Origin of the sequence: Corynebacterium sp. (assembly GCF_030532715.1) — a bacterium.
Lineage (GTDB): Bacteria > Actinomycetota > Actinomycetes > Mycobacteriales > Mycobacteriaceae > Corynebacterium.
Genome location: NZ_JAUNKO010000001.1, coordinates 218192 through 243103 on the forward strand (window position 1 = coordinate 218192; position 24912 = coordinate 243103).

Consider the following 24912-nt stretch of genomic DNA (forward strand, 5'->3'; position numbering starts at 1 on the left):
TTTGACGGAAATTTTGTTAGCTTCTACACATAGTCGGCCTCTAGTGACGTCGCTGACACTGCGGGCAAAAGTGACTTCCTCGGTTTGCGAATTCCTCGCGTTGTATTTCGGTACCGCAACGTGAACATGGTTTACCGTGTTGCCCGTATGCGTGTAGCGAAACGTCAAAGTAGCCGGATTCGCCGTTTACATTCACATACAGAGCGTCGAACGACGTCCCGCCCTGGGCCAATGCGCGTCGCATCACGGACTGCCCGTGCCCCAGCAATTCCACGATGCGTTCCAGGCGCAGCCGATGTGCTAATTGTCGGCCGTGTATTCGAGCTGCCCATAGCATTTCGTCGGCATAAATGTTCCCTATCCCGCTGACAATTTCTTGGGCCAGCAAAATGCGCTTTATTTCGGTGCGTTTGCTCTTGATCACACCCGCCAGCGCTTCCAAATCCAAGTCCGGATCCAGCAGGTCGCGCGCGATATGCGCCGCAGGGGCGGGCACCATGACCCCGTGGGATGGCTCCATGGTTACCGCCCACCAGTAGCCAAAGGTTCGCTGGTCCACGAACCATAGCTCGTGGTCGTCATCGAGCACCGCTCGCGCACGCAAATGTTTGTGCGGTTCCGTGCCGCGATCTTTGATGAGCATTTGCCCGCTCATCCCCAAATGCACCAATAAGGCGGTGCCGTCGTCGAGGCACAGCCAGAGGAATTTGCCGCGGCGTTCCACGGCGTCGATACGCCGCCCCCACACGTGGGAAAGGTCGGGGTTGTGGCGGACGGCGCGCGGATGCAAGGCTTCGGCGGCGACAATGGTGCGCCCCCGAACATGTTGGTCGAGCCCGCGCCGCACCACCTCCACCTCGGGAAGCTCAGGCATCCTTGGTGAGCGCCTCCCAGTCGACGGTGCCTTGCAGCGCAAGGTAGGCCTGATGTGCTGCCTGCTGTTCCGCAAGCTTTTTTGCGGTGCCTTCGCCGCGGCCAAGCACGTGCCCATGCACGGAAGCGGTGGCCTCAAAGTGCCGCTGGTGGTCTGGGCCGGACGAAGTGGTCGCATACACGGCCATGGGCAAGCCACGCTCCGCAAGCCGTTCCTGCAGGGAGGTTTTCCAGTCCGCGTTGATGCCTTTGGACGATGCGGTCTTCAGCTTGTCGCCGTATAACCGCAGGATCACATCCCGCGTCGCATGGAAACCGTGCTCAAGGTAGATCGCGCCGAGAACCGCCTCCATGGTGTCCGCCAGAATGGACACCCGATCGCGGCCGCCCATGGACTCCTCACCGATGCCTAGGAGCACGTGGTCGCCAAGGCGGATCTCACGCGCCACATCGGACAACCCGTACCGGCTCACCAGGGTTGCGCGCATTTTTGAGATCACGCTTTCCGGGCTTTCCGGGTGCAATTCGAACAGGGCGCCGGCCACGGACAAGCCCAACACGGCGTCGCCTAGAAATTCGAGGCGTTCGTTGTGGGGCAGGTTACCGTTCTCGTTCGCGATGGAACGGTGCGTCAGCGCCTGCTTGAGCGCGGTTTCGGAAAGCTGCACCCCGAGGGCGTCGAGAAGCGGGGTGTGATCGACGGCGGCGAAGGCGTTATCAACAGCCTCCTGCCCGGTGACGCGCCGCTTCTTCCGGCTCACAGGAACTTCTCCAACCCCGCCCAACGCGGATCCGGCAAATCGTTTGCCTCGCCAGCAATACCGTGCGGTGGCGGCACCTCGCTGGCTTCGCAATCACCCTCGCAGGTGGGACTAAACGGAAGTTCCAACCCTGCGACGTCGACGACGCTTTGGAATAGGTCGAGTGTGTCGCCAACCATGCTAGGCACGTCGTCTTCCTCGGATTCCTCGCCCTGAATGAACGACTCAGACGCGGAAAACACCTCGTGCACGCGGAACTCACGGGTTGGGTTCAGGGGGGCCAAGCAACGCGCGCACTGGCCCGACAGCGGCGCGCGTACAACAGCATCAACCATCACACCCTCGCCGAGCGGGGTGAGCGTGGCATCAACAATAACTTCGGTGCCGGGCTCGATGGCGATCATCGGCAAGCCGATTCGCTCTGGGCACGGGCCCGACTGGGTAACACGCTCCGGCATTCCGGAGCCACGCACAATCGCGGCGCAATCAAAAACAAATGGTGAACTCATGGCGTGACCAGCCTACCCGCTCCGACCGGCAAATACCCCACTAGTCCTCGTACGAGCGCGAGTCTTTACGGTCCGTACCCCGCTCCCACGATCGCTCGTGCGAGGAGGCACTACGCTCGCGACCCGTCGCACCCGCACCCCGCCGCAACGCCGACCGGTCGCGCCCCACGGAACGCAGGGCGGCGGACAGCATTTCCTCGAACTCGGCGAGCTTGCCGTCAACAAACGTATCGCATTCCTGCCGCAGCCGGTTGGACTCCCCATGTGCGGCGTCCACAATGCGGTGTGCCTCCTCGTCCGCCCGGCGCACCACCTCCGCCTCGCTGACCAGCCGGTGCTGCTCAGCCAAGCCCTCATCAACGCTGCGCTGATATGCCTCGTTGCCTTTCTGCACCAACCGCTCCGCGTCGGCGGTGGCACGAGCAACCGTATCGTCCGCGGAACGGCGCGCCTCACTGACCATCCGCTCCGAATCATCTTGGGCCTTAGCCACCAATGCGTTCGCCCGGTTTTCGGCGTCCGCAACCATATGCTCCGCCTCTTCGCGTGCACGTGCGATGAGCGAGTCCGCCTCGGCCTCCGCCTCATCCACCAATTGGCGCGCGTGGTCCTCGGCATCATGCACAATCGAATCCGCCTTATCGAGGACATCTTGCGCATCGTCGATCTCCACGGGGAGCGCGTTGCGCAGATCGTCCAGCAGGGTAAGCACCTCATTGCGAGGCACCATACAATTCGCAGTCATGGGGACGCCGTACGCCTGGTCGACTGTCTGAACGAGCTCATCAAGGGCTTCAAAAACGCGGTACATAGCGTCCAAGATTACCGCCCTGACCACGGTACACGCGGGAGGCTCGCCCACCACCAACCGCGAATCATTTCAAAAACTCGTTCGCGTGCACGACCGGCGGCGCCAAACGGCAAAAGCGCCCAGGAAAAACTCCCTGGGCGCTCGCTGGCAGTGCGAGGGTTAGATCACGCCTTGCGCAAGCATCGCGTCGGCAACCTTCTTAAAACCGGCGATATTGGCGCCGATGATGTAGTCGCCCTCGTGGCCGTACTCGGCGGCGGTCTCCGCGGAACGCTGGAAAATGTTGTGCATGATCCCCTGGAGGCGCTCGTCGGTGTATTCGAAGCTCCAAGAGTCGCGGGAAGCGTTTTGCTGCATTTCCAACGCGGAGGTGGCCACACCGCCAGCGTTGGCGGCTTTGCCGGGCGCAAAATGTACGCCGGCTTCGCGGAAGACTTCGATCGCGTCCGCGGTGGACGGCATGTTCGCGCCTTCCGCAACGAAGCGGCACCCATTGGCTGCGAGCTTGCGGGCGTGGTCACCGTTAAGCTCGTTTTGGGTGGCGCAGGGAAGGGCGACGTCGCAAGGCAGATCCCAGATGGAGCCGTCGGCGTGGTACGTTGCGCCCTCCACCTCGTCCACGTACACGCTGGCACGCTCGCGGCGAACCTCTTTAATGTCCTTGAGTTTGGCCACGTCCACGCCGTTGGGGGTGTGCACCCAGCCGGAGGAGTCGGAGAAACCAATCACCGTGGCGCCCAGCTCTTGGGCCTTTTCAATGGCGTAGATTGCCACGTTGCCGGAGCCGGAAACGATCACCTGGGAGCCCTCAATGTTGGCACCGTGGTGGCTCATCATCTCCTGCGTGAAGTACACGCAGCCGTACCCGGTGGCTTCGGTGCGCACCAGCGAACCGCCCCAGGTCAGGCCCTTGCCAGTCAACACGCCGGATTCGTGCTGGTTGGCCATGCGACGGTATTGGCCGAACAGGTAACCAATTTCGCGGGCGCCGACGCCGATATCACCGGCGGGCACGTCGCGGTATTCGCCGATGTGGCGGTGCAGTTCAGCCATGAAGGACTGGCAGAAGCGCATGATTTCGGCGTCGGACTTGCCCTTGGGGTCGAAGTCGGAGCCGCCTTTGCCGCCGCCGATCGGCAGGCCAGTCAGCGAGTTTTTAAAGATCTGCTCAAAGCCCAGGAATTTGATGATGCCCAGGTTCACGCTGGGGTGGAACCGCAGGCCGCCCTTGTACGGCCCGAGTGCCGAGTTGAATTGCACGCGGAAGCCGCGATTGACCTGCACCACGCCTTGATCGTCGACCCAGGGCACGCGGAAGATAATTTGGCGCTCTGGCTCGCAGAGGCGCTGCACCAGGCCATAGTCGGCGTAGTGGGGGTTTTTGTCCAGCACAAGCTTCAGCGAGTCGAGTACCTCGGCGACCGCTTGGTGGAATTCCGGCTCGCCTGCGTTGCGCTTCAGCAGCATGCTGTAGTAGTTGGATACCTGCTCTTCAACAGACATGGGTTTCACATCCAATCTCCGCGGGAATCGTTGCGGGCCGCCTCGCAAGGTCCTGCTGTGAGCACCCTAGGCGGCTCTTATCACTGATCGCGGTAATGTACGGTTCGGACCGACTCCAAGTTTCAATGGCTCGACAGGTATTTGCAAATTACGAAGTTGTGCTGTAGGTCACAGCTTGGCGGCGGCGTTCCGGCGGCTGGAGTTTTTGCAGCTTATCGGCCACCACCAACTCCGGAAGAAACGCGCCCAACGCAACCTCCGGGCACGGAACCTCCCCCGGACTACCCCCGCTTTGCCAATCGACCAATAGAAAACGGGTCAGCTCCGTCACAGTCGGGTTGTAGGTCATATACATGTGCCCGCCCAGGTTCGCCGGGCACAGGTCCTGCTGCACAATATTGCGCGTGCGCTCCCCAAAGATCGGTTGGTTGACCCACTCCGGCATCATCTCATCGGTGCGCGTAGACACCGTCACATACGCCGGACCCGGGACAGTTTCCCCGCCCGCGTTCAACTCCTCCATCACCGGAGAACCTTCCCTTAAGTCCACCAACGCGGGCGCGACGAGTTGCGCATCCTCGGCGGATTCCACCAGCCCCGGCACATGGTTTGCCAGCGACACCGTACCGTACAGGTTGCCGCCGCGCGTCGGGGACGCCAACCCGATCCACGCGTGTGTGTGGTGGCCGTGATCGATTTTGTTCACCCACCAACGCGCCACCGTCGCCCCTTGGGAAAAGCCGACGAGCTGCACTTTTTCCGCCCCCGAGGTGGCGCGCGCGGCGCGGATAAGTTCGTCGAGTTGGCGTGCGGAATCCTCGAGTTTGCCCCAGCCGAACCGCCCATCCTTGCCCTCGCCGTAATCCAAGCCGTAGGCACACCAGCCATCGCGTGCAATTTCGGCGCCGAGTTTGGAATAATCACCATAGAGGCTGGCATCTGTGCCGTGCACGAGTATGACCGCGTGCGGGCGCTCAGGTGTGACACGGCATTCCGGATCGTTAACGCCCTCTGGGACCAGCGGTGTCGCACCCGCCGCGATTTGGTTGTGCCGTGCCTCCCCGCCTTCGCGAGCGGGTGGCGCTACCTGCCCTTGGGGTGGCGGCGCCGCCTGCGCATTGGTTCCAGCACCGCCTACCACGATGAACCCTGCCACACAACCGACACATAGCTTTTTCAACACAACCACTTACTGTAATAGAAAGTAGGTATCAGGTTTGCGAACACTCATTATCGCCGAAGGGGTCGGCGGGCTCAGCCCCCACCAAGTCGGAGCAGAAATCGCCGCGCGGTGCACTAGGGACGAGGTCACGCTTGTTGCCATCACCACCGGCGGTACCGGCACCGCAAGCTGCTTCAACGGAGAAACCATCGTATTGCCTACCGTTGACCCTGCCGGCGCCCTCACCGAAGCCAGCTACGTGTTCGACCCGGCCACCCAGCAGGCCTACATCGACGTTTGCGCACACCCCTGCGACCCAGCCACTTCGGACACCTACGGCACTGGCGTCCTAATTGCCGACGCCGTGGCCCGCGGCGCCAACCGCATCATCCTCGCCACTGGGGGTGTGCACACTCGCGATGGCGGCACCGGCATCCTCATCGCGCTCGGGGCGCAGCCGCTGGACGCCGCGGGTCACCCAGTCAAACCCGGGCAGCAGGGCCTCGCCACCATCGCCAGCATTGACACCGCGCAACTCAACGTTCCGGCTGCCTGTGCCGAATGGGTGCTGCTTATCGACGCCGCGCTGCAACCCGCAGACCCCGCATTCGCCGAGTTCTGCGACGTGCCCGACGGGTTGGGCATCGGCATGGGCATCTTGTGGCTTTCCAAACTCATGCACCAAGACACTGAACATGTGCACATCCTGCCCGGCGCCCAAACCCTCATGGAAACCTTCGGCGTGCCCGAACTGATTAACGCAACCGACCGCGTAGTAGCGGTCACTTCCCCCGACTCCCCTACCCTAGGCCTCCTCAACGAGTTCGGTGCCACCAACGTGCAAGCCATCGTGGTGGCACCCGGTGAAACCCTAGACCAACACCTTGCCTAACGCGCGCCCGCCTCACGGGGTAGAAAATCGTAGGCGGCGCGCTGAACATCCGCTGCAAGCGGGGCACGCACCACTAAGTCCCGCTGCATCAACAAACAAAAGCCGCGGTCACGCACCAGCCGAAGACTCAACTTCGTGCACCCCACGTAGATCAAAATCGAAGCCACCAGCAGGATCAAACCGCTCTCCCACTTGTGTGGCTCACCCGCCACCATGCGAATGAGCGCATTGAGGTTGCCCGGCAAATCCGAAAACGCAGCCAGCACGTACAGCACATACGGGATCGCGTACGAGATCAGCATCGGTGCGTGCAACATCCAATGCTGGCGCCCTTGACGCGCCGTGCGGATCCGCCACGACGCGGGCGCCGGCAACACCGGATACAGCACCGAAATAATATTGCCCACCCCGAGCCACAACAGCATGGGGTACAAAATCCCCGGGATGGCTAACACCAGCTCGCCCGACCCCTGGATGTACCACGTCACACCAATAGTGATAAGCAGCATCGGCACAATCACCACGATGGCCTGGACGAGGTTTTTAAGGTAAATCAACGAAGCAAACGAACGCCCACTGCTTAGCGCGGCATGCGTGCGCACAATGTCATGGCCAAAAATGTTCGTGGTGGTCACGTCGGCCATGATAAAGCTGGCAAAATACACGGTAAACAGCAGCACGATGCTGTAATGATCGTCGTACACCAGCGGCCAAAAGATCAAATACGCGGCCGCGAGCACAAGATTAAACAGCACCCCTTGTAACCAACCGCACGGCCACGTAAATGTCCAGCGCAGTTCCTCCAACAACAATTTCATGAGCACCACATCCAAGCATCACTTAGGCACACCGGCAGGCGCGCTTTAGCCGCTACGGGTACACACGAACAAGCCACGGATACTGCGCCGGAATCTCAAATGTCTCCTCCGGTTTGAGTAGCGCTTCCTCAAGACGCAGCTCCGCCGGTGGAGTGAACAACCGGGCAAACATCATGGCCGTTTCGTTCAATGATCGCTGCGGCTCCACCAACGTAATATCGAAAGCATACACGTGCGCCCCCGCCAAATCAGTATCCTCGTGTTGGTCCCGATACGTCTGCCGCAGCTGCGGCTCCTCGGCGCACGAAGACAACTCGCAGGTCACGGCGATATCGGCGGCAGCGGCGGCGTCGACAAGCGCGTGCGCATATTGGCGAACACGCTGCGTCAACTCGGCGACCTCAGCATCGGGCACCAAGGCGTGAAAACAGATGTTGGGCATGCCGCCACCCTAGCGGATACTTTAAAACCATGGCCTCACAATTCCACTCTCGTCAAATGCCGTTGACAACCATGGCAGACGGCACCATCAAACAGGTCAACCCGTTTACCGGAACCGAAGTATGGACCGTGCCGGGGAGAGGGAACCGCCCGCTATCCACCCCCACCGTAGAACCAAAACCCCTCGGCGCAGACGCCATGACCAACACCTGCGCTTTCTGCTCCGACAACCTCCTGCAAACCCCACCCGAGAAAAGTCGCATGCTGGCAACCGGTGAGATTATCACCGGACTCCTGCCCGAAGAACTGTTTGACACGCAAGCGGAGTTTCGCAGAGTGCCAAACCTATTCGAGATCGTGTCCTATGACTTTTGGCGCGCGAACTACGACTACATCATGGGCTACGACACCGCATCCCGCATGGAGCGATACCTTGCCGACCCCCAAGGTCGCGAACACGTACTCAACATCGTACGCACCCGGCTCAAAGCGGGCGGCCGCAACCCGGACCTCACGGAAGAAGAGCTCCTGCAACACGCCGGCGGATACTTTGCGGGCAGCCACGACGTGATCATCGGCAGGCGGCACTTTATCGACGGCGCCACCCACGACAACCAACTCGCCTCCTCCGGCACCCTCAGCGTGGACGAACACCGCAACTTTATTCGTTTTACGATTGCGTCCCTGGAGGACTTGTACCAACGCAACCGGTACGCGCCCTACGTTGCGGTATTCCAAAACTGGCTGAAGCCTGCCGGCGCCTCCTTCGACCACCTGCACAAACAACTCGTAGCTATCGACGGCCGCGGCGTGAAAGCCGAACAAGAAATTGAGCAGCTGCGGGCGAACCCCAACATGTTCAACGAATGGGCCGTGGACTACGCCGGCTACCAAAACCTCATCATCGCCGAAAACGATCACGCCGTATGCTTTGCGGGCTTCGGCCACCGCTACCCCACCCTGGAAATCTATTCAAAATCCGCAACCCCAGAACCTTGGCTGCTCAGCGACGCCGAACGCGACGCCATGAGCGACCTCATCCACGCCTGCCACGCCGCCGCCGGGCCTGACATCCCCTGCAACGAAGAATGGCACCACAAACCCGTGGACCTAGACATCCCCATGCCGTGGCGTGTCATGATCAAATGGCGGGTATCCACCCTCGCCGGATTCGAAGGCGGCACCAAGATCTATTTGAACACCATCTCGCCCCAACAACAGCGCGACCGCATGGTCACCGCCCTGTACAAGCTGCGGGAAGAAGGCAACATCGCGGCCACGATCCGCATCGCAATGGAATGCAAAGTGGAACGCAATAGCCTGAAATACAATCAATTCCTTAAATAATGCGCACGCTGGCCACGGTGAACACGGGAAACCACGGCGGACTGGATAACGTTCAGCCTTGATAGTCTTGCCCCATGAAGACAGACGATCTAGCAACGTTGATCAACCGCCACGGCGTGGATTTATCCTGGCAGCGAGATTTTTACCAGTGGATGCACGCCCACCCAGAGCTGTCAGGTGAGGAACACGAGACGGCGGCTCGGATTCTGGAAAAGCTGGAAGAGTTTTCCTGCGAGGTGGTCAGCGGCATCGGCGGGCTCGGCATTGTGGCGATCTTCCGTAATGGTTCCGGCCCGTGTGCGTTGATGCGGGCTGATTTTGACGCGTTGCCGGTGCAGGAGGAATCCGGCGAACCCTTCGCATCCGTGTTTGAGGGCAAGATGCATGCGTGTGGGCATGATATGCACACCACGGCGCTGTTGGGGTTGTGCGCGATCATGGACGCGCATCGGGATCGCTGGGCGGGTACGTTTATCGCCTTATTTCAACCTGCGGAGGAAACTTCTACGGGTGCAGCCGCCATGGTGTCCGATGGTTTGTGCGAAATCATACCGCGGCCCGATGTGTGCTTCGGGCAACATATTGTCGCCGGCCCAGCGGGCACCGTGATGTCCATGCCGGGGCCCGCGTTGGCGGCGTGCGACACCATCACAATCACCTTGTATGGCCGCAGTGCGCACGGCTCCATGCCGCATCTTTCCATCGACCCTACGTTCCTTGCATCCATGATTGTGGTGCGGCTGCAAGGCATTGTTGGGCGGGAGGTTTCCCCATTCGAATTCGCGGTGGTTACGGTAGGCTCCCTCATCGCCGGGCACACCAATAATACGGTGCCGGAAACGGCGCGCCTGGTGCTCAATTGCCGGTTCTATTCGGAAGCGGTGAAAGAGCGCGTGTACCAGGCAATTCATCGCATTGTGCGGGCCGAGTGCGAGGCCAGTGGCTGCGAGCAAGCCCCCGATTTTGAGTACTCGGCGCACGGCGAACTCACCGATAATTCGCCCGCGGTGTTTGCGACCGTCCGCCCGGTATTCGACGCGGTGTTTGGTGACGATTCGACGGATGCGCAACCGTGGACGGCTTCCGAAGATTTTTCCGAAATCCCGCGGGCGCTCGGGGTGCCGTACCTGTACTGGACGGTGGGGGTGACACCAGCGGGCGTCGATACGCCGCCGGTGAATCACATGCCCACGTTTATCCCGGATTATGAGCCGACGATGTCCGCGACAACTCGGGCGGGAGCGGCTGCAGTGTTGAGCTATCTTGGGCGCGGTTAGCGCACGGCGTGGAGGAACGCGGCGGGGGCCTATATGCTTATCCCCGATGGCGCGCAGCTGACTCCCGCGCCCACCTTGAATGTCCTTGTCCCCGACTTAGGAGCCCATACACGATGAGTGCACACTCGCTGGCCACGAACGTTGGCGGGCATGTCCGCGCTGCGTCCGGCACTTCGCCCGCAGCTGCGACTGACCGCAAGTTCTGGTTCGGCCTCTCCGCAGCAATCATGGAACGCATTGCGGACAATTGGGAAGCCACGACCTCCGCCTACAATGGCACCCGCCAGCAGCATTACTTTTCCGCCGAGTTCCTTATGGGGCGCGCGCTGCTGAACAACCTCACCAACCTCGAAATGGTGAGCGAAGCGGAGGAGGCCGTTCGCGCAAACGGGCACGAACTATCCGACGTCCTTGAGGCGGAAAACGACGCCGCACTTGGCAACGGTGGTTTGGGCCGACTGGCCGCCTGCTTCCTCGATTCCTGCGCCACCCAAGACCTGCCCGTGACCGGTTACGGCATCCTCTACCGCTACGGTCTGTTCAAACAGAATTTCATTGACGGTTTCCAAACCGAAGAACCCGACGCGTGGAAGGAAGACGGCTACCCGTTTGTGGTGCGCCGCGAAAACCAGATTCGCATCGTGCGTTTCGACGACATGGTGGTCCGCGCCGTGCCGTACGACATGCCGATCACGGGTTACGGCACCAACAACGTCGGCACCCTGCGCTTGTGGAAGGCCGAGCCGATGGCCGAGTTCGACTACGACGCGTTTAACTCGCAGCGCTTCACCGACGCCATTGTGGAACGCGAGGCGGTCATGGACCTTTGCCGCGTCCTCTACCCCAACGACACCACCTACGCCGGCAAGATGCTGCGCGTTCGGCAACAGTACTTCTTCGTCTCCGCGTCACTGCAGGCGATGGTTGATAACTACATCACGCACCACGGTCCGGATCTCACGGACTTTGCTAAGTACAACTGCATCCAACTCAATGACACCCACCCCGTGCTGGCCATCCCCGAACTGATGCGCCTGCTCATGGACGAGCACAACATGGGTTGGGAAGCCGCTTGGAAGATCGTTCAAGAAACCTTCGCCTACACCAACCACACCGTGCTGGCGGAAGCGCTGGAACAGTGGAATTGCAGCATTTTCCAGCAGCTCTTCGGTCGCGTGTGGGAAATCGTGGTGGAAATTGACCGCCGCTTCCGCGAGGAACTTCGCGGCCTCGGCTTCGACGAAACCCACATCCACCACATGTCCCCCGTGCAGGACGGCACCGTGCACATGGCGTGGATCGCCTGCTACGCCTCCTACTCCATCAACGGTGTGGCGGCGCTGCACACGGAGATCATCAAGGCGGATACGCTGCGCAACTGGCACGAGATTTGGCCCGAGAAGTTCAACAATAAGACCAACGGTGTGACTCCGCGCCGCTGGCTGAAGATGTGCAACCCGCGGCTGGCGGAATTGCTCACGAAGCTCGCCGGGTCCGACGCGTGGGTGACCAACTTGGACGAGCTGAAAAAGCTCCGCCACTTCGCGGACGATGACGCCGTCATGCAGGAATTGCTGGACATTAAGGAAGCCAACAAGGCTGACTTCGCCGCATGGATTTTGGACCGTCAAGACATCGAAATCGACCCGCACTCGATTTACGACGTGCAGATTAAGCGCCTCCACGAGTACAAGCGGCAGCTGATGAACGCGCTGTACATCCTGGACCTGTACTTCCGTATCAAGGAAGACGGGCTTACCGACGTCCCGCCGCGCACGTTTATTTTCGGCGCAAAGGCCGCACCGGGCTACGTGCGCGCCAAGGCGATCATCAAGTTGATCAACGAGATCGCCGAGCTGATCAACAACGACGACGACGTCAACGGGGTTATCCGCGTGGTGTTCGTGGAAAACTACAATGTCTCCCCCGCGGAGCACATCATCCCGGCCGCCGATGTTTCCGAGCAGATTTCCACCGCCGGTAAGGAAGCCTCCGGCACCTCCAACATGAAGTTCATGATGAACGGTGCCTTGACGCTGGGCACCTTGGACGGCGCCAACGTGGAAATCCTCGACTCTGTGGGCGACGACAATGCCTACATTTTCGGCGCGAAGGTTGAGGAATTGCCCGAACTGCGGGCCCACTACAACCCGCACGCCCTGTACGAAACGGTGCCGGGCCTCAAGCGCGCCCTCGACGCGTTTGACTCCACCCTCGACGACAACCACAGTGGCCTGTTCCACGACCTGCGGTCGTCCCTGCTCGACGGTGGCGGTTGGGAAACCCCTGACCTCTACTACGTCTTGGGTGACTTCGATGATTACCGCACCACCAAAGACAAGATGGCGCAGGACTACTTCAACGATCGTCTCCACTGGGCACGCATGTGCTGGGTGAACATCTGCGAATCCGGCCGGTTCTCCTCGGACCGCACCATCTCCGACTACGCGCGTGAGGTATGGAAGCTGGACCCCACCAAGATCTAACACCTTGGCCTTATAACCCGCGCTGTTGCTGCATAACCGCACGCAACGGCGCGGGTTTTGCCATACGGACACAGAACGCAACAAGCGCGCCCGGCGAGGAATGATCCCCGCTAAGCGCGCGCGTCCTTGGGCCACGAGGCCAGCAAGCTACGTTGCCGTGGGCTTCTTCGTGGTCTTCGTCGTAGACTTCTTCGTGGGCTTTGTCGCAGCGGTGGCAGGGGTTTCCGCCGCCGTTGGCCGCTTGTTCAGGTGTGCATCTTCGCCCAGGAGGTGCACGTGAATCATGTTGGTGTTGCCAGACACTCCGGGCGGAGTACCTGCAACCACCACCATCATGTCGTCGCGGTGGTATTCGTCCATGTTGAGCAGGGCTTTATCCACCTCGCGCATCATCGAGTCAGTGTTGTCCACCTGGGGGCACAGGAAGGTTTCCGCACCCCAGGACAGTGCCAGCTGCGAGCGCACCGCCGGGTTCGGGGTGAACACCAACAACGGTAGGTAGGAGTGCAGGCGCGCCAAACGGCGTGCGGTATCGCCAGAGGTGGTGAATGCCACGAGGGCACGCGCATGCAGGCGTTCCGCGATGTCGCGCGCGGAGTAGGAGATCACACCACGCTTGGTGCGGGGGATGTGATTCAGCGGCGGTACTTCGCCTTGGGTTTCGGCGAATTGGACGATGCGGGACATGGTGCGCACCACGTTGATGGGGTCGCGCCCCACGGAGGTTTCACCGGAAAGCATGACGGCATCCGCGCCGTCGAGAACCGCGTTGGCAACGTCGGAGGCCTCGGCGCGCGTAGGCCGAGAATTTTCGATCATGGAGTCCAGCATCTGCGTGGCCACAATCACGGGCTTGGCGTTTTCGCGCGCAATCTGGATGGCCCGCTTTTGCACAAGCGGCACCTCCTCGAGCGGCACCTCAACGCCCAAGTCGCCGCGGGCGATCATCACGGCATCGAAGGCCAAGATGATGGCCTCGAGCGCTTCCACTGCCTCTGGTTTTTCCAGTTTGGCAATGACGGGTACGCGGCGACCCTCCTCGTCCATAATTTTGTGGACGAGCTCAATGTCCGACGCCGCGCGCACGAAAGAAAGTGCGATGAAATCAACGCCGAGTTTCAGGGCGAAGCGCAAGTCACGAATGTCTTTTTCAGACAACGCGGGCACGGAAATATCCATGCCCGGCAACGACACGCCCTTGTTGTTGGACACGGGGCCGCCTTCGACGACCTCACAGATCACGTCGTTGCCTTCCACACCGACGCAGACGAGGCCGACCTTGCCATCATCGACCAACAGCCGGTCGCCGGGTTTGGCGTCCTTGGCTAGGTTTTTGTAGGTGGTGGACACTCGGTCGTGAGTGCCTTGTACATCGTCAACGGTAATGCGAACAGTTTCGCCGTTCTCCCAGACGGTTGCGCCATTAATAAAGCGCCCTAAGCGAATCTTCGGTCCCTGCAAGTCTGCGAGGACACCCACTGCGCGACCAACTTTGTCTGTCGCTTCGCGAACCCACTTGTAGTTTTGCTCATGGTCGGAGTAGTCGCCATGCGAGAAATTCAATCGGGCCACGTCCATGCCTGCTGCAACGAGGTTCCGAATCCCATCCTCGCTGGCCACGGCCGGCCCCAGAGTACACACAATCTTGGTTCTTCTTTCCACGACCCCCACCCTAGTCCTTTCTCAGCTGGTAAAGCCACACGGACATACGAAACCACCGGGCACAACGATGTTGGTGACTCCAACCACAACACCCGTTATGCAGGCAGATTCAAAAACAACCGGGCAAAACGCGCTGTTGTACTCGGCGCCCGATGTATCTGGTCACACCTTGGTTTCCCGCGGGCCTTTCATCAGGAAAAACGCCACAAACCCGCCGATCAACAACACCGCCGACGAGATGGTATTGATGCGCAAACCGAGGACCATGGTCGCGGCGTCGGTACGCATAAACTCAATGAAGAAGCGCCCCAAGGCATAGCTAGCAACATACAAGGCGAACACACGTCCGCGCCCGAGTTTGAACTGCCGATCCGCCCACACCAAAAACAGGCACACCGCGACATTCCACAGCAGCTCGTACAAAAAGGTCGGGTGCACCGTCGCCATGACCTCACCGGTGGAAACCCCCGTGAGTGGCGCGAAGTTACCGCTTTGATCAACGCGGTAATAAATTTCCAGCGCCCACGGGACGTCCGTTTCGCGCCCATAGAGCTCCTGATTGAACCAGTTCCCCAGGCGACCGATACCTTGTGCGAGGACGATGCCGGGGGCGGCGGCGTCTGCGAGCGGGGCGAGTTTCAGGCCTTTGCGCCGCATGAGCACGGCAACGGCGGCCACCCCGAGCGCCACCGCACCCATGATGCCCAACCCACCGTTCGTAATCTTGAGCGCATCTACGGGGTTGCAGGTGGAGCAAAAGTACTTGTCGTAGTCCGTGGCCACGTGGTACAGCCGCCCGCCGATAATACCCGCAGGCACGGCGACCATCGCCGCATCCAACACCACGTCTGCGTCCCCGCCGCGCGCCACGTATCGACGCCGCGTCAACCACACCGCCACAAAAATCCCCGCGATAATGCATAGCGCATACGCTCGAATCGGTATGGGTCCCAGGTACCAAACCCCTTGCGGCGGCGAAGGAATTGCGGCCAATAGATCAACCATCATTGTTGAAAGTCTACTAGCGTGACGCCGGACACGATGGATGCTGCCCCGCTGCCACAAGCTTGCGACACACATCCACCGGATCCGAAGAGGTGACAAGATTCTCCCCGATCACCACCGCGTCCGCCCCAACCCCCGCATAACTCATCAAATCCAACGGTGTGCGCACCCCAGACAACGCCACGCGCACAATCCCGCGCGGCAGCCCGGGCGCGATCTCCGCGAACGCCTGTCGATTCACCTTGAGCGTTGTAATATCACGCGCATTTACCCCGATGACCCGCCCGCCGGCAGCCAAGGCGCGGGTAGCCTCCTCCGGGGTGCGCACCTCCAGCAACGCCACCATCCCGAGGGATTCCACCCGGTCCAGCAGCGCCTCTAAGCGGGACTGCTCCAACGCCATCACCAATAGCGGCACCATATCAGCGCCGTAAACGCGAGCCTCGTGGATTTGGTAGGGGTCCACGATGAAATCGCGGCACATCACGGGCACGCTCACCGCGGCGCGAACTTTACGCAAATCCTCGAGCGAACCGTGAAATCTTCGCCGCTCTGTTTGGCAGCCGATCATCCGCGCACCACCCGATTCGAACTTTTGCGCGAGTACTTCAGGGGCGTCAATTTCGGCGATAATGCCCTTCGGCGGCATGGCGCGTTTAATCTCGGCGATCACGCCACAGCCAGTTGCGTGCAGCGCCGCCAGCGCATCCCGCGGCGGCTCCGCATCAAAGGAACGCGCCTTAATATCAGAGAACGGGACGCGAAGTTTGCGGGCCGCTACATCCTCGGCTACGCCCGCAATGATCCGGTCAAATACCGACGTCATGGCGATCCCTTTCTTCCTGCATCCCAGGCTAGTGGGGCAACCTATCACACCGGAAATCACGCAGCTAAACGCTAAAACTTACACGCTAGGTTTTTTCGAATCCGCGGCCGGGCCATCCGGATCCGTAGGATCAATATCCGCGTCGAGGGCATCCCACAGCACGCGGCCGGAATCGGGCGCTTCGGCCATATCTTGAGCCAGGGTTTCCTGCCGGCTACTTGCGCGTTCGTAGGCGCGGGAACGCACGGTGTCCGCCCCGGGGCGCATGGCCAGCAGCACCCCACCGAACAATGCGACAGCGCACGCGCAAAACGCCAATGCGGGCCCGAGCGTGTGCACTTCCGCGCCGCTGACATCCGCCCACGAAGCGATCAGCACCGGGGATTGCGCGCGCTCGGTGGCCGCGCCGGAGGTGAGTATGTTTTTCGCGCGCGCAAGGTCCGGTTCACCCGCGAGCAACGCCAATGGCTGCCAGCTCGCCGCGATTGCAGCTGCCGCGCCGACGATGCCGATGATTCGGCGCGCGGTGCGGCGCAGCACGAGGCCAGCCACCATGGCGGCGAGCAACACAAGCGCCAACGCGGTAAGTTCCGTGGACCAGACTGCGCCGACGAGTTCGTGGGTACTCTCACCAGACTTATCATCGAACACATTGACGGTTAGCCACGGGAGTCTGGACACGCCCCACAGGGCGGCCCCACCCACACCGAGCAACACGGCGGCGATTCGCATTACGCAAGCTCCAATTGCCTGTCGTCGAAACAACTACGGGTTCCAGTGTGGCATGCCGCACCCGTTTGCTGAACCTCGAGCAACACCGTGTCCCCGTCGCAATCCAAGCTTGCCGCAACCACGTGTTGCACATGCCCAGAGGTCAGGCCCTTAATCCAATACTCGGCCCGGGAGCGTGAATAATACGTGCCGCGGCGAGTGGCCAAGGTGAACGCCAGGGCGTGGGCGTCCATCCACGCCATCATCAGCACCTCTCGGCTTTCGGCGGCCTGCACGATGGCGGGCACCAAGCCAGCATCGTTAAAACGCACTTTCGCCGCAACCTCGGGGGCGAGTTCGTAGTCGGCGGGATTGTCACTCACCGGTCCGCACCTCAAACCCAGCCGCAGCAAGCGCCTGCTTGCATTCCGCAATAGTCACTTCCTGAAAGTGGAATATCGACGCCGCGAGCACCGCATCCGCACCCGCTGCCACAGCCGGTGGGAAATGCTCAGCGTTCCCCGCCCCGCCGGAAGCAATGATCGGAATGTTCACCGCAGCTCGGACCTTTTCCACCAGCTCGATATCAAATCCCTGTTTGGTTCCATCCCCATCCATGGAATTGAGCAAAATCTCGCCCACGCCAAGCTCTTCGCCGCGGCGCGCCCAAGCCACGGCGTCGACACCCGCGCCGCGGGAACCACCATGCGTGGTCACCTCGAAACCGCTCGGCATCCCCGGCGCGCGGCGGGCATCCACGCTCAACACCACGCACTGCGCGCCAAAGCGCTGCGAAAGCTCACCCAACAATTCAGGCCGAGCCAACGCGGAGGTGTTCACGCTGATCTTATCCGCGCCGGCGCGCAGCAACTCGTCCGCGTCCTCCACGCTACGCACGCCGCCGCCCACGGTGAGCGGGATAAACACCGCCTCCGCAGTACGCCGCACCACCTCCAGCATGGTGCCCCGTCCGGCTTTGGAGGCACTCACATCGAGGAACGTCAGCTCATCGGCGCCCTCGGCGTCATAGCGCGCAGCGAGTTCCACCGGGTCGCCGGCGTCGCGCAGGTTTTCAAAATTCACGCCTTTGACCACACGGCCATTGTCCACGTCCAGGCACGGGATCACACGCACTGCCACAGCCACGGCCAACACGCTCCTTACACTTCGCTAGGTTTCCAACGCTCTGATCGTACCCAGGATGGATTCATGCACCGCACGCGTACCCGCCACCAGCCCCAAGGACCCAGGTTGCCACCGGTTGCCCTGCAAATCGGTCACGCACCCGCCGGCCGCCTCAATGGCCAACACCCCCGCCGCGTTATCCCACACAAACGGGCTAAACGTCACAGCGCCTGCGAAGATACCCAATGCGGTAAACGCCAAATCCACGCCCACCGAGCCGGTCACCCGCAGCCGCGGATAGCATTCCGCAACCTTGGCCAACAGGTCGTGGCGTAGCAACGTCGGAAACGCCGAATTCACCGGGGAAACGATGGAACCGAAGGCGATGGGCGCCACCAACGGGCGCTGTTCCGCAAGCTGCGGCTGCGGGCGCCCATTGAGCATCAACGGCGACCCCTCAAACGCACACAAGCGTTTGCCCAGCAGCGGCATCGAAATCACCGACACCACCGGCCTGCCCGCCAACAACAGCGCCACCAAAATGGCGCACATCGGGCTACCCGCGGAATAGTTCGACGTCCCATCGATCGGGTCCACCACCCACACCGCGTCCGCATAAAGGTCCCCGCCGGCCTCTTCCCCGAACACGGGAATCCCGGTGTGCAGGGTGAGCAATTGGCGCAAGAGTTGTTCGATCTCAATGTCGGCCAGGGTGGCAAAATCGCCGCCGGGTTTTGTCACCTCCGGCGCGGCCCCGATCCGCGCCACGAAAACACGTTCGGCCTCGTCGACGACGGCCTCCGCAATAGCAAGTAGTTCGCGCGCGTCCATATGCCTACTGGCCTACTGCGGCGAGCGCTTCCGCCAGCGTAAACCGACCCTCATACAACGCCTTGCCAATGATGACGGAATCAATGCCCTCATCAACGTAGTGCGACAAGTCCACCACATCCTGCAACGTGGCGATGCCGCCGGACGCCACGATCGGCGCGTCCGTCGCCGCCGCCACGTCCCGCAACAAATCGATGTTCGGCCCGGCAAGGGTGCCGTCCTTGGACACATCGGTCACTACAAACCTTGAACAGCCTTGCGCATCGAGCCGTTCCAATACTTCCCACAGGTCACCGCCATCGGAAACCCAACCGTTGCCGCGGGTGCGCCACTGCCCATCAATGAGCCGAACGTCCAACCCCACTGCCACGCGATCGCCATAACGTTCAATGGCGCTTCGGCACCACTCGGGGTGCTCGAGCGCGGCGGTGCCGATATTGACGCGACGCGCGCCAGTGGCCAGTGCCCGTGCCAAGGACGCGTCATCCCGGATGCCGCCGGTGAGTTCCACATTGATGTCCAACCGGCCGATCACCTCCGCCATAAGCTCGTGATTAGACCCGCGGTTAAACGCGGCGTCCAAGTCCACGAAGTGTAACCATTCGGCGCCTTGCTCCTGCCAATTCAACGCCGCCTGCACCGGCGTACCGTACACGGTTTCGCTTCCGGCTTCGCCTTGGTGAAGGCGAACCGCCTGACCATCAACAACATCAACGGCGGGGAGAAGTGTGAGACTCATGGCGCTCAAGTGTAGTCGCTAAAAGCTCGCCAACCAGTTCCGCAGCAGCTTTTGCCCCGTTTCGGAGGACTTTTCCGGGTGAAACTGCGTAGCCCACAGCGGCCCGTTTTCCACAGCAGCCACAAAGTCACACCCGTGCGTAGCCCACGTCACCAACGGTGGGGTGGTCAGGCCATCGTCATCGAACTCCCAATCGCGCACCCCGTAGGAATGCACGAAATAGAACCGTTCCGCCGGGCTGATGCCCGCGAACATTTGCGAGCCCTCGGGCGCGCGAACCGTATTCCAACCCATGTGCGGCAGCACCGGCGCACTCAAACGCGTGACCACTCCCGGCCATTCGCCACAGCCGGCGGTATCGTGACCGTGCTCCACGCCATGCTCGAACAAAATTTGCATACCCACACAAATGCCAAGGACGGGCCGACCGCCGGCGAGCCGCTCCCCGATCATGCGGGCGCCTTGCACGCGCTCGAGGCCCGCCATGCATGCGGCAAACGCACCCACGCCGGGCACCAGCAAACCGTCGGCTGCGAGAACTTCGCGGGGATCGTGCGTCACCTTCACCCGCGCGCCTGCATGTTCTACCGCACGGGCGGCTGAGCGGATGTTACCGGAACCGTAATCAAGCACGGCGACTCTTGTTGGCATGGTGAAGATTCTAGCGCGTCCTAGCCCCGCATACCCCTTCGAAGAAGCGCAAACCCAAACTCGGCCACGGCCGCCACACACGCGCACGCCACGATCATCGCACCGGCAGCGAACGCACCGGTGTAGGCCAGCCGGGCCGCCACCATCCCCAGCACCAGTGAGCCAGCCCCTGTGCCCGCATCAAAAGACATGTTCCACAGCGCACTCGCCTCGGAAATGCGCTCTTGCGGCAAGCGGGCGAACATCATCAACAGTGCCTCGTTTTGCACAACCCCGAAACCGGCGCCGAAGCAGCCCACGGCAACCACCACCAACCAGCCTGGCCCTGCGGCATTGAGCGCCACGCACAACAATGCGAGGCCCACGCAGCTGGCAAGCAACCCAACAAGCAACAGCGAACCGGTGCGGTTGCGCCGGTCTGCGATCACGCCCGCAGCAAACCGCGACACCATTTGCGCGCCACCAAGCACCGCGAACGTGACGCCGGTGAGCACGGGCGCGGGACCTCCAAGATCACCGGTGATAGCGGCGGGTAGGAACGCGGAAATCACGCCGAAGCCCATGGCGGTCGCGCCGATTGCGGCCGCCGGAACCACCACGACAACCGAATACACCTTCGTCGCTGTGTTTGTGTGGGACGGGACGACGGCCGCGCGGCGGCGCGGGATGGCAAGGCACATCACGGCTGCGATCAGCGCCACCGCCGCGCCCAGCACGTACACCAACGTCGCGCCGAAATGCTCAAAAAGGAACAGGCCCGCGGGCAGTCCGATGAGGTTGGCAAAGCCGATAACCAATCCCAGCGACCCGCTTGCCCGCCCCAGCTGGTGGCGCGGCACCAGCTCCGCCACCAGCGCCGATTCCGCGACGGTGAGCGCGCCGAAGCCAATGCCACGCAGTGCGCAGAGCGCCAGCACGGCCACCGCGGCGTCGGTAATCGCGTACCCTACGGCAGGCAACCCGAGCATCATCGCGGCGAACACCATCACCGGGGTGTAGCCGAAGCGCCGTAATGCCCACGGGGTAACAATCTGGGTGGCCACGGTCACCGCCATAAACACGCCCGTCGTCGCGCCCGCCAACGTATTCGAACCCCCGGCGGTCAGGATGGCCAGCGGCACCACAGGCAGCAGCAACCCCCAACTGCCAAACGCGGCGGCCACCGCGACGAGCGTGGGCACAAACCCCGGCGCCCGCCACAGGCTCGGCGCGGGCACATTCGCAACGGTCAAGCTACATCGCGCCCAACAACCACAACAGCGCCGTCGCAGCGGCAAGGGCAGCCAACAAGGCCAGGATAAAAGTGAGCACACGCTGCCCGGCCTGGTAGGCGGACCAGGTGCCGCCGACCAACAGCCCGGCAACCGCAAACAGCAGGTAAATCAGCCAGGAATATTCCATCTAGAGCGTTCCCTTGGTCGATGGCACACCCGTGGCGCGCGGGTCCGGCTCGGTAGCGGCGCGCAGTGCCCGCGCCACCGCTTTAAACTCCGCCTCGGTGATGTGGTGCGGGTCGCGACCGTAGTGGCAGCGCACGTGCAACGCGATGCGCGCATTCGCCGCCAGCGTTTCAAAAAAGTGTTCGTTAATCACGGTGGCGTAGTGTCCGCCAATGACCGCGCTCAACATCTGCGGCGGCTCCCCGGTCACCACAAAGTAGGGCCGCCCGGAGACGTCCACGATGGCCTCGCACAGCGCCTCGTCCATAGGCAGCTGGCAGGAACCGAAGCGCCGAATGCCACGCTTGTCTGCCAGCGCCTGGTAGATCGCCTGCCCCAGCACGATCGCGGTGTCTTCCACGGTGTGGTGCGCATCGATGTGAGTATCTCCCGTGGCATGCACCGTCAGGTCGAAGGACCCGTGCGCGCCAAAGGCGGTGAGCATGTGATCAAAAAACGGTACCCCGGTGTCGATGTCCGTCACCCCGGTGCCGTCGAGGTTGATTTCCACGGTGATGTCGGACTCGCTAGTTTTGCGGCTGCTGCGCCCCACGCGGTTCATCGGACTTCCTTTGCTGCGTTGAGAAACGCGTCGTTTTCCTCGGGTGTGCCTATAGTAACCCGCAGGTAGCCTGGGACGCCGACGTCGCGCACCAACACCCCGTGATCGAGGAACCGCTGCCAAGCTGCGGCCGCGGCGTCAAAGTGCCCAAACATGACGAAGTTAGCCTCGCTATCGGCCACGTGATAGCCCAACGCCTCCAGCGCTGACACCACTCGACGGCGCTCCGCAACCAGCGTGGCAACGGTGGCCAAGGTGTCCTTTCGATGCCGCAGCGCCACAATGGCCGCCGCCTGCGACAGTGTTGAAAGGTGGTACGGCAGACGCACCAGCAGCACCGCTTCGACGAACGCGGGATCTGCCACAAAGTAGCCCAACCGCCCGCCGGCGAAATCGAACGCTTTGCTCATGGTGCGCGACACCACCAGCTTGGTGGGGTATTCGGCAAGCAGGGTAGTTGCGGAAGGCGCGGCGGAAAACTCCGCGTAGGCCTCGTCGACGATGACAATGCCGGGCGCGGCGTCGAGAATCTGGCGCAGTTCGGACGTCGAGGTGACCGTGCCGGTGGGGTTGTTCGGCGTGGTCACGAACACCACGTCCGGCGTGCGTTCGGCAATGGTTTCGAGCGCGGCGTCCATGGGAATGGTGAAATCCGGGCGGCGGTCGCACGAGAAAAATTCGGTGTGGGTACCGGAGCACAGAATTGGATGCATGGAATAGCTTGGTTGGAACCCAAGCGCCGTGCGGCCCGGCCCGCCGAATGCCTGCAACAATTGCTGCAAAATTTCGTTCGAACCGTTGGCGGCCCAAACGTGGTCCTTGGTCACGGCCACGCCGGTCTGGTCGGTCACATAGTCCGCCAGCGCCTCGCGCAACGCTACCGCGTCCCGCTCCGGATAGCGGTTCAATCCGGCGGCAACGCCCGCGATCTCATCGACCAAATCTGCGATCAACGCCGGGGATGGCGAATACGGATTCTCGTTGGTGTTCAGCCGCACCGACACGTCCAATTGGGGCGCGCCGTAGGCTTGTTTGGCGCGCAGCTCAGCGCGCAACGGTAGGTCTGCCAAAGTGATGCTCATGGTATTCGGTTACGCCTCCAGAGTTTCGAACCGCGCGCGGATCGCCTCGCCGTGGGCGGGCAAATCCTCGGCGTCGGCGAGGGTGACTACGGTCGCGGCCAGCTCTTTCAGCGCGGCTTCGTCGTACTCGATCAGGTGCACGCTGCGGACAAACGTGTGGGTGGAAAGCCCCGAACTGTAGCGCGCGGAACCCGAGGTGGGCAGCACGTGATTCGACCCTGCCGAATAGTCCCCCAACGGCACCGGCGCGAACGTTCCTACGAAAATGGCGCCGGCGTTGCGGATGCGCTCCGCAACCTCCCGCGGATTGTGCGTATGAATTTCCAAATGCTCCGCGGCGTATTCGTCCACGACGCGGATTCCGGCGTCCATACCATCGACGAGCACGATGCCGGACTGCGGGCCGTTGAGCGCCTGCTTCACCCGCTCCGCATTGCGCGTAACCCCATACCGCGCCGCCACTTCCCGCTCCACGGCTTCCGCCAATTCGGGCGAATCCGTCACCAGCACGCTGGCCGCCATCACGTCGTGTTCCGCCTGGCTGATCAGGTCATAGGCGATGTGGATGGGGTTTGCACTGTCGTCGGCGAGGATGGCGATCTCGGTGGGGCCCGCCTCGGCGTCGATACCCACCACGCTCCGGCAAATCCGCTTCGCGGCGGTCACGTAAATATTGCCGGGGCCGGTAATCATGTCCACCGGCGCGAGCTGCTCGGCGTGCGCCTCGTCCCCGTAGGCGAGCAGCGCAACGGCCTGGGCCCCACCGACCGCCCACACTTCCGTCACGCCCAACAACGCGCACGCCGCAAGAATCGTCGGATGCGGCCAGCCGCCGAAATCGGCCTGCGGAGGCGAGGCAACCACGAGACTTTCCACGCCTGCTTCCTGGGCGGGCACCACATTCATAATCACACTCGAGGGGTACACGGCGTTACCGCCAGGCACGTACAACCCCACTCGCTGCACCGGCAGAAACTTCTCCGTCACGTATCCCCCGGGCGCGAGTTCCGTGGTGTGGGTATGCGGCCGCTGTGCCGCGTGCACGATCCGCACGCGGCGAATGCTCTCTTCAAGGGCTGCCCGTACGTTCGAATCCAGGTTTGTCAGCGCGGCGGCGAGCACCTCGGCGGGCACGCGCACGGACGCGGGCCGCACGTGATCGAATTGCTCCCCGTATTCGAGCGCGGCCTCCGCGCCATTGGCCACCACGGCCTGCACCACGGGTTGGACTATCGGAACAACCGCATCAACATCGGTGCCGCCGCGCGGGAGGGCGCGGCGCAACTCACCAACGGATGGGGTTCGACCACGTAGGTCAACAACGCTCAACATTTTCGACATGGGCTTGACGCTCCCTACCACTCACGCATGCTTTCCGGGCTGAAGTTAGCCACCAGGT

At 62.0% G+C, this 24912-nt stretch carries 26 protein-coding genes; 4 read left to right on the forward strand and 22 right to left on the reverse strand.

The features are described from left to right. Positions 1 to 40: 40 nt before the first annotated feature. The 6 genes from mutM to Q4D83_RS01040 all read right to left on the reverse strand — a co-directional run bounded on the left by mutM (position 41) and on the right by Q4D83_RS01040 (position 5613). The gene (gene mutM / locus Q4D83_RS01015; protein WP_303172187.1) at positions 41 to 874 is read right to left on the reverse strand and encodes a bifunctional DNA-formamidopyrimidine glycosylase/DNA-(apurinic or apyrimidinic site) lyase; all 834 of its coding nucleotides are present in this window, start codon (positions 872 to 874) and stop codon (positions 41 to 43) included. Continuing rightward, positions 867 to 1634, reverse strand: coding sequence for a ribonuclease III (gene rnc, locus Q4D83_RS01020; protein WP_303172188.1), 768 nt, complete (start codon positions 1632 to 1634; stop codon positions 867 to 869). The genes mutM and rnc overlap by 8 nt, the downstream gene beginning before the upstream one ends. Beyond that, positions 1631 to 2143 (reverse strand): DUF177 domain-containing protein, encoded by a 513-nt coding sequence (locus Q4D83_RS01025; protein ID WP_303172189.1) that lies wholly within the window; start codon positions 2141 to 2143, stop codon positions 1631 to 1633. The genes rnc and Q4D83_RS01025 overlap by 4 nt, the downstream gene beginning before the upstream one ends. A gap of 40 nt (positions 2144 to 2183) precedes the next feature. Continuing rightward, positions 2184 to 2954: a DivIVA domain-containing protein gene (locus tag Q4D83_RS01030; RefSeq protein WP_303172191.1), complete on the reverse strand. Its 771-nt coding sequence runs from the start codon at positions 2952 to 2954 to the stop codon at positions 2184 to 2186. 159 nt (positions 2955 to 3113) lie between these two features. Further along, positions 3114 to 4457 carry an NADP-specific glutamate dehydrogenase gene (gdhA, locus tag Q4D83_RS01035; protein ID WP_303172192.1) on the reverse strand — a complete coding sequence of 448 codons (1344 nt, stop codon included), beginning with the start codon at positions 4455 to 4457 and terminating at the stop codon, positions 3114 to 3116. 148 nt (positions 4458 to 4605) lie between these two features. Further along, complete coding sequence (locus Q4D83_RS01040; RefSeq protein ID WP_303172194.1) at positions 4606 to 5613, reverse strand: triacylglycerol lipase; 1008 nt, start codon at positions 5611 to 5613, stop codon at positions 4606 to 4608. Between the two features lie 61 nt (positions 5614 to 5674). Between Q4D83_RS01040 and Q4D83_RS01045 the strand changes: the two genes are divergently transcribed. Next, complete coding sequence (locus Q4D83_RS01045; protein WP_303172195.1) at positions 5675 to 6511, forward strand: glycerate kinase; 837 nt, start codon at positions 5675 to 5677, stop codon at positions 6509 to 6511. Here the strand turns inward: Q4D83_RS01045 and Q4D83_RS01050 are convergent. Together Q4D83_RS01050 and Q4D83_RS01055 are read right to left on the reverse strand one after the other, a co-directional pair. Then, positions 6508 to 7329, reverse strand: a complete 822-nt coding sequence (locus Q4D83_RS01050; RefSeq protein ID WP_303172197.1) for a hypothetical protein — start codon at positions 7327 to 7329, stop codon at positions 6508 to 6510. The genes Q4D83_RS01045 and Q4D83_RS01050 overlap by 4 nt on opposite strands. Positions 7330 to 7381: 52 nt before the next feature. Beyond that, on the reverse strand, positions 7382 to 7771 hold the full coding sequence (locus tag Q4D83_RS01055) for a hypothetical protein (RefSeq protein ID WP_303172199.1): 390 nt from the start codon (positions 7769 to 7771) through the stop codon (positions 7382 to 7384). Between the two features lie 29 nt (positions 7772 to 7800). Here Q4D83_RS01055 and Q4D83_RS01060 point away from each other — a divergent pair, with 29 nt between their 5' ends. From Q4D83_RS01060 to Q4D83_RS01070, 3 genes are all read left to right on the forward strand, one after another. After that, on the forward strand, positions 7801 to 9117 hold the full coding sequence (locus Q4D83_RS01060) for a DUF4921 family protein (protein ID WP_303172201.1): 1317 nt from the start codon (positions 7801 to 7803) through the stop codon (positions 9115 to 9117). Positions 9118 to 9191: 74 nt separating this feature from the next. After that, the gene (locus tag Q4D83_RS01065) at positions 9192 to 10394 is read left to right on the forward strand and encodes an amidohydrolase (RefSeq protein WP_303172203.1); all 1203 of its coding nucleotides are present in this window, start codon (positions 9192 to 9194) and stop codon (positions 10392 to 10394) included. A gap of 113 nt (positions 10395 to 10507) precedes the next feature. Further along, positions 10508 to 12880, forward strand: coding sequence for a glycogen/starch/alpha-glucan phosphorylase (locus tag Q4D83_RS01070; protein ID WP_303172205.1), 2373 nt, complete (start codon positions 10508 to 10510; stop codon positions 12878 to 12880). A 147-nt stretch (positions 12881 to 13027) separates the two neighbouring features. Here Q4D83_RS01070 and pyk read toward each other — a convergent pair whose 3' ends face one another. From pyk to hisD, 14 genes are all read right to left on the reverse strand, one after another. Continuing rightward, positions 13028 to 14542 carry a pyruvate kinase gene (gene pyk / locus Q4D83_RS01075; RefSeq protein ID WP_303172207.1) on the reverse strand — a complete coding sequence of 505 codons (1515 nt, stop codon included), beginning with the start codon at positions 14540 to 14542 and terminating at the stop codon, positions 13028 to 13030. Positions 14543 to 14704: 162 nt separating this feature from the next. Continuing rightward, entirely contained in the window at positions 14705 to 15550 is an 846-nt protein-coding gene (lgt, locus tag Q4D83_RS01080; RefSeq protein ID WP_303172210.1) for a prolipoprotein diacylglyceryl transferase, read from the reverse strand. Between the two features lie 13 nt (positions 15551 to 15563). Next, positions 15564 to 16373 carry an indole-3-glycerol phosphate synthase TrpC gene (trpC, locus tag Q4D83_RS01085; RefSeq protein WP_303172213.1) on the reverse strand — a complete coding sequence of 270 codons (810 nt, stop codon included), beginning with the start codon at positions 16371 to 16373 and terminating at the stop codon, positions 15564 to 15566. A gap of 78 nt (positions 16374 to 16451) precedes the next feature. Next, positions 16452 to 17105 carry a TIGR02234 family membrane protein gene (locus tag Q4D83_RS01090; protein ID WP_303172215.1) on the reverse strand — a complete coding sequence of 218 codons (654 nt, stop codon included), beginning with the start codon at positions 17103 to 17105 and terminating at the stop codon, positions 16452 to 16454. Then, complete coding sequence (gene hisI / locus Q4D83_RS01095; RefSeq protein ID WP_303172216.1) at positions 17105 to 17467, reverse strand: phosphoribosyl-AMP cyclohydrolase; 363 nt, start codon at positions 17465 to 17467, stop codon at positions 17105 to 17107. The genes Q4D83_RS01090 and hisI overlap by 1 nt, the downstream gene beginning before the upstream one ends. Beyond that, complete coding sequence (hisF, locus tag Q4D83_RS01100; RefSeq protein ID WP_303172218.1) at positions 17460 to 18230, reverse strand: imidazole glycerol phosphate synthase subunit HisF; 771 nt, start codon at positions 18228 to 18230, stop codon at positions 17460 to 17462. The genes hisI and hisF overlap by 8 nt, the downstream gene beginning before the upstream one ends. Positions 18231 to 18254: 24 nt before the next feature. Next, positions 18255 to 19040, reverse strand: a complete 786-nt coding sequence (locus Q4D83_RS01105) for an inositol monophosphatase family protein (protein ID WP_303172219.1) — start codon at positions 19038 to 19040, stop codon at positions 18255 to 18257. Positions 19041 to 19044: 4 nt separating this feature from the next. Next, positions 19045 to 19779, reverse strand: coding sequence for a bifunctional 1-(5-phosphoribosyl)-5-((5-phosphoribosylamino)methylideneamino)imidazole-4-carboxamide isomerase/phosphoribosylanthranilate isomerase PriA (priA, locus tag Q4D83_RS01110; protein ID WP_303172221.1), 735 nt, complete (start codon positions 19777 to 19779; stop codon positions 19045 to 19047). An 18-nt stretch (positions 19780 to 19797) separates the two neighbouring features. After that, positions 19798 to 20430, reverse strand: coding sequence for an imidazole glycerol phosphate synthase subunit HisH (gene hisH, locus Q4D83_RS01115; RefSeq protein ID WP_303172222.1), 633 nt, complete (start codon positions 20428 to 20430; stop codon positions 19798 to 19800). Positions 20431 to 20450: 20 nt separating this feature from the next. Further along, a complete protein-coding gene (locus Q4D83_RS01120) occupies positions 20451 to 21662 on the reverse strand; it encodes an MFS transporter (RefSeq protein WP_303172224.1) in 1212 nt (403 codons plus the stop codon). Position 21663: 1 nt separating this feature from the next. Then, a complete protein-coding gene (locus Q4D83_RS01125) occupies positions 21664 to 21831 on the reverse strand; it encodes a hypothetical protein (RefSeq protein ID WP_303172227.1) in 168 nt (55 codons plus the stop codon). Then, complete coding sequence (gene hisB / locus Q4D83_RS01130; RefSeq protein ID WP_303172230.1) at positions 21832 to 22431, reverse strand: imidazoleglycerol-phosphate dehydratase HisB; 600 nt, start codon at positions 22429 to 22431, stop codon at positions 21832 to 21834. Continuing rightward, positions 22428 to 23513: a histidinol-phosphate transaminase gene (locus tag Q4D83_RS01135; RefSeq protein WP_303172233.1), complete on the reverse strand. Its 1086-nt coding sequence runs from the start codon at positions 23511 to 23513 to the stop codon at positions 22428 to 22430. The genes hisB and Q4D83_RS01135 overlap by 4 nt, the downstream gene beginning before the upstream one ends. 9 nt (positions 23514 to 23522) lie before the next feature. Continuing rightward, entirely contained in the window at positions 23523 to 24845 is a 1323-nt protein-coding gene (gene hisD / locus Q4D83_RS01140) for a histidinol dehydrogenase (protein ID WP_303172853.1), read from the reverse strand. Between the last annotated feature and the right edge of the window lie 67 nt (positions 24846 to 24912).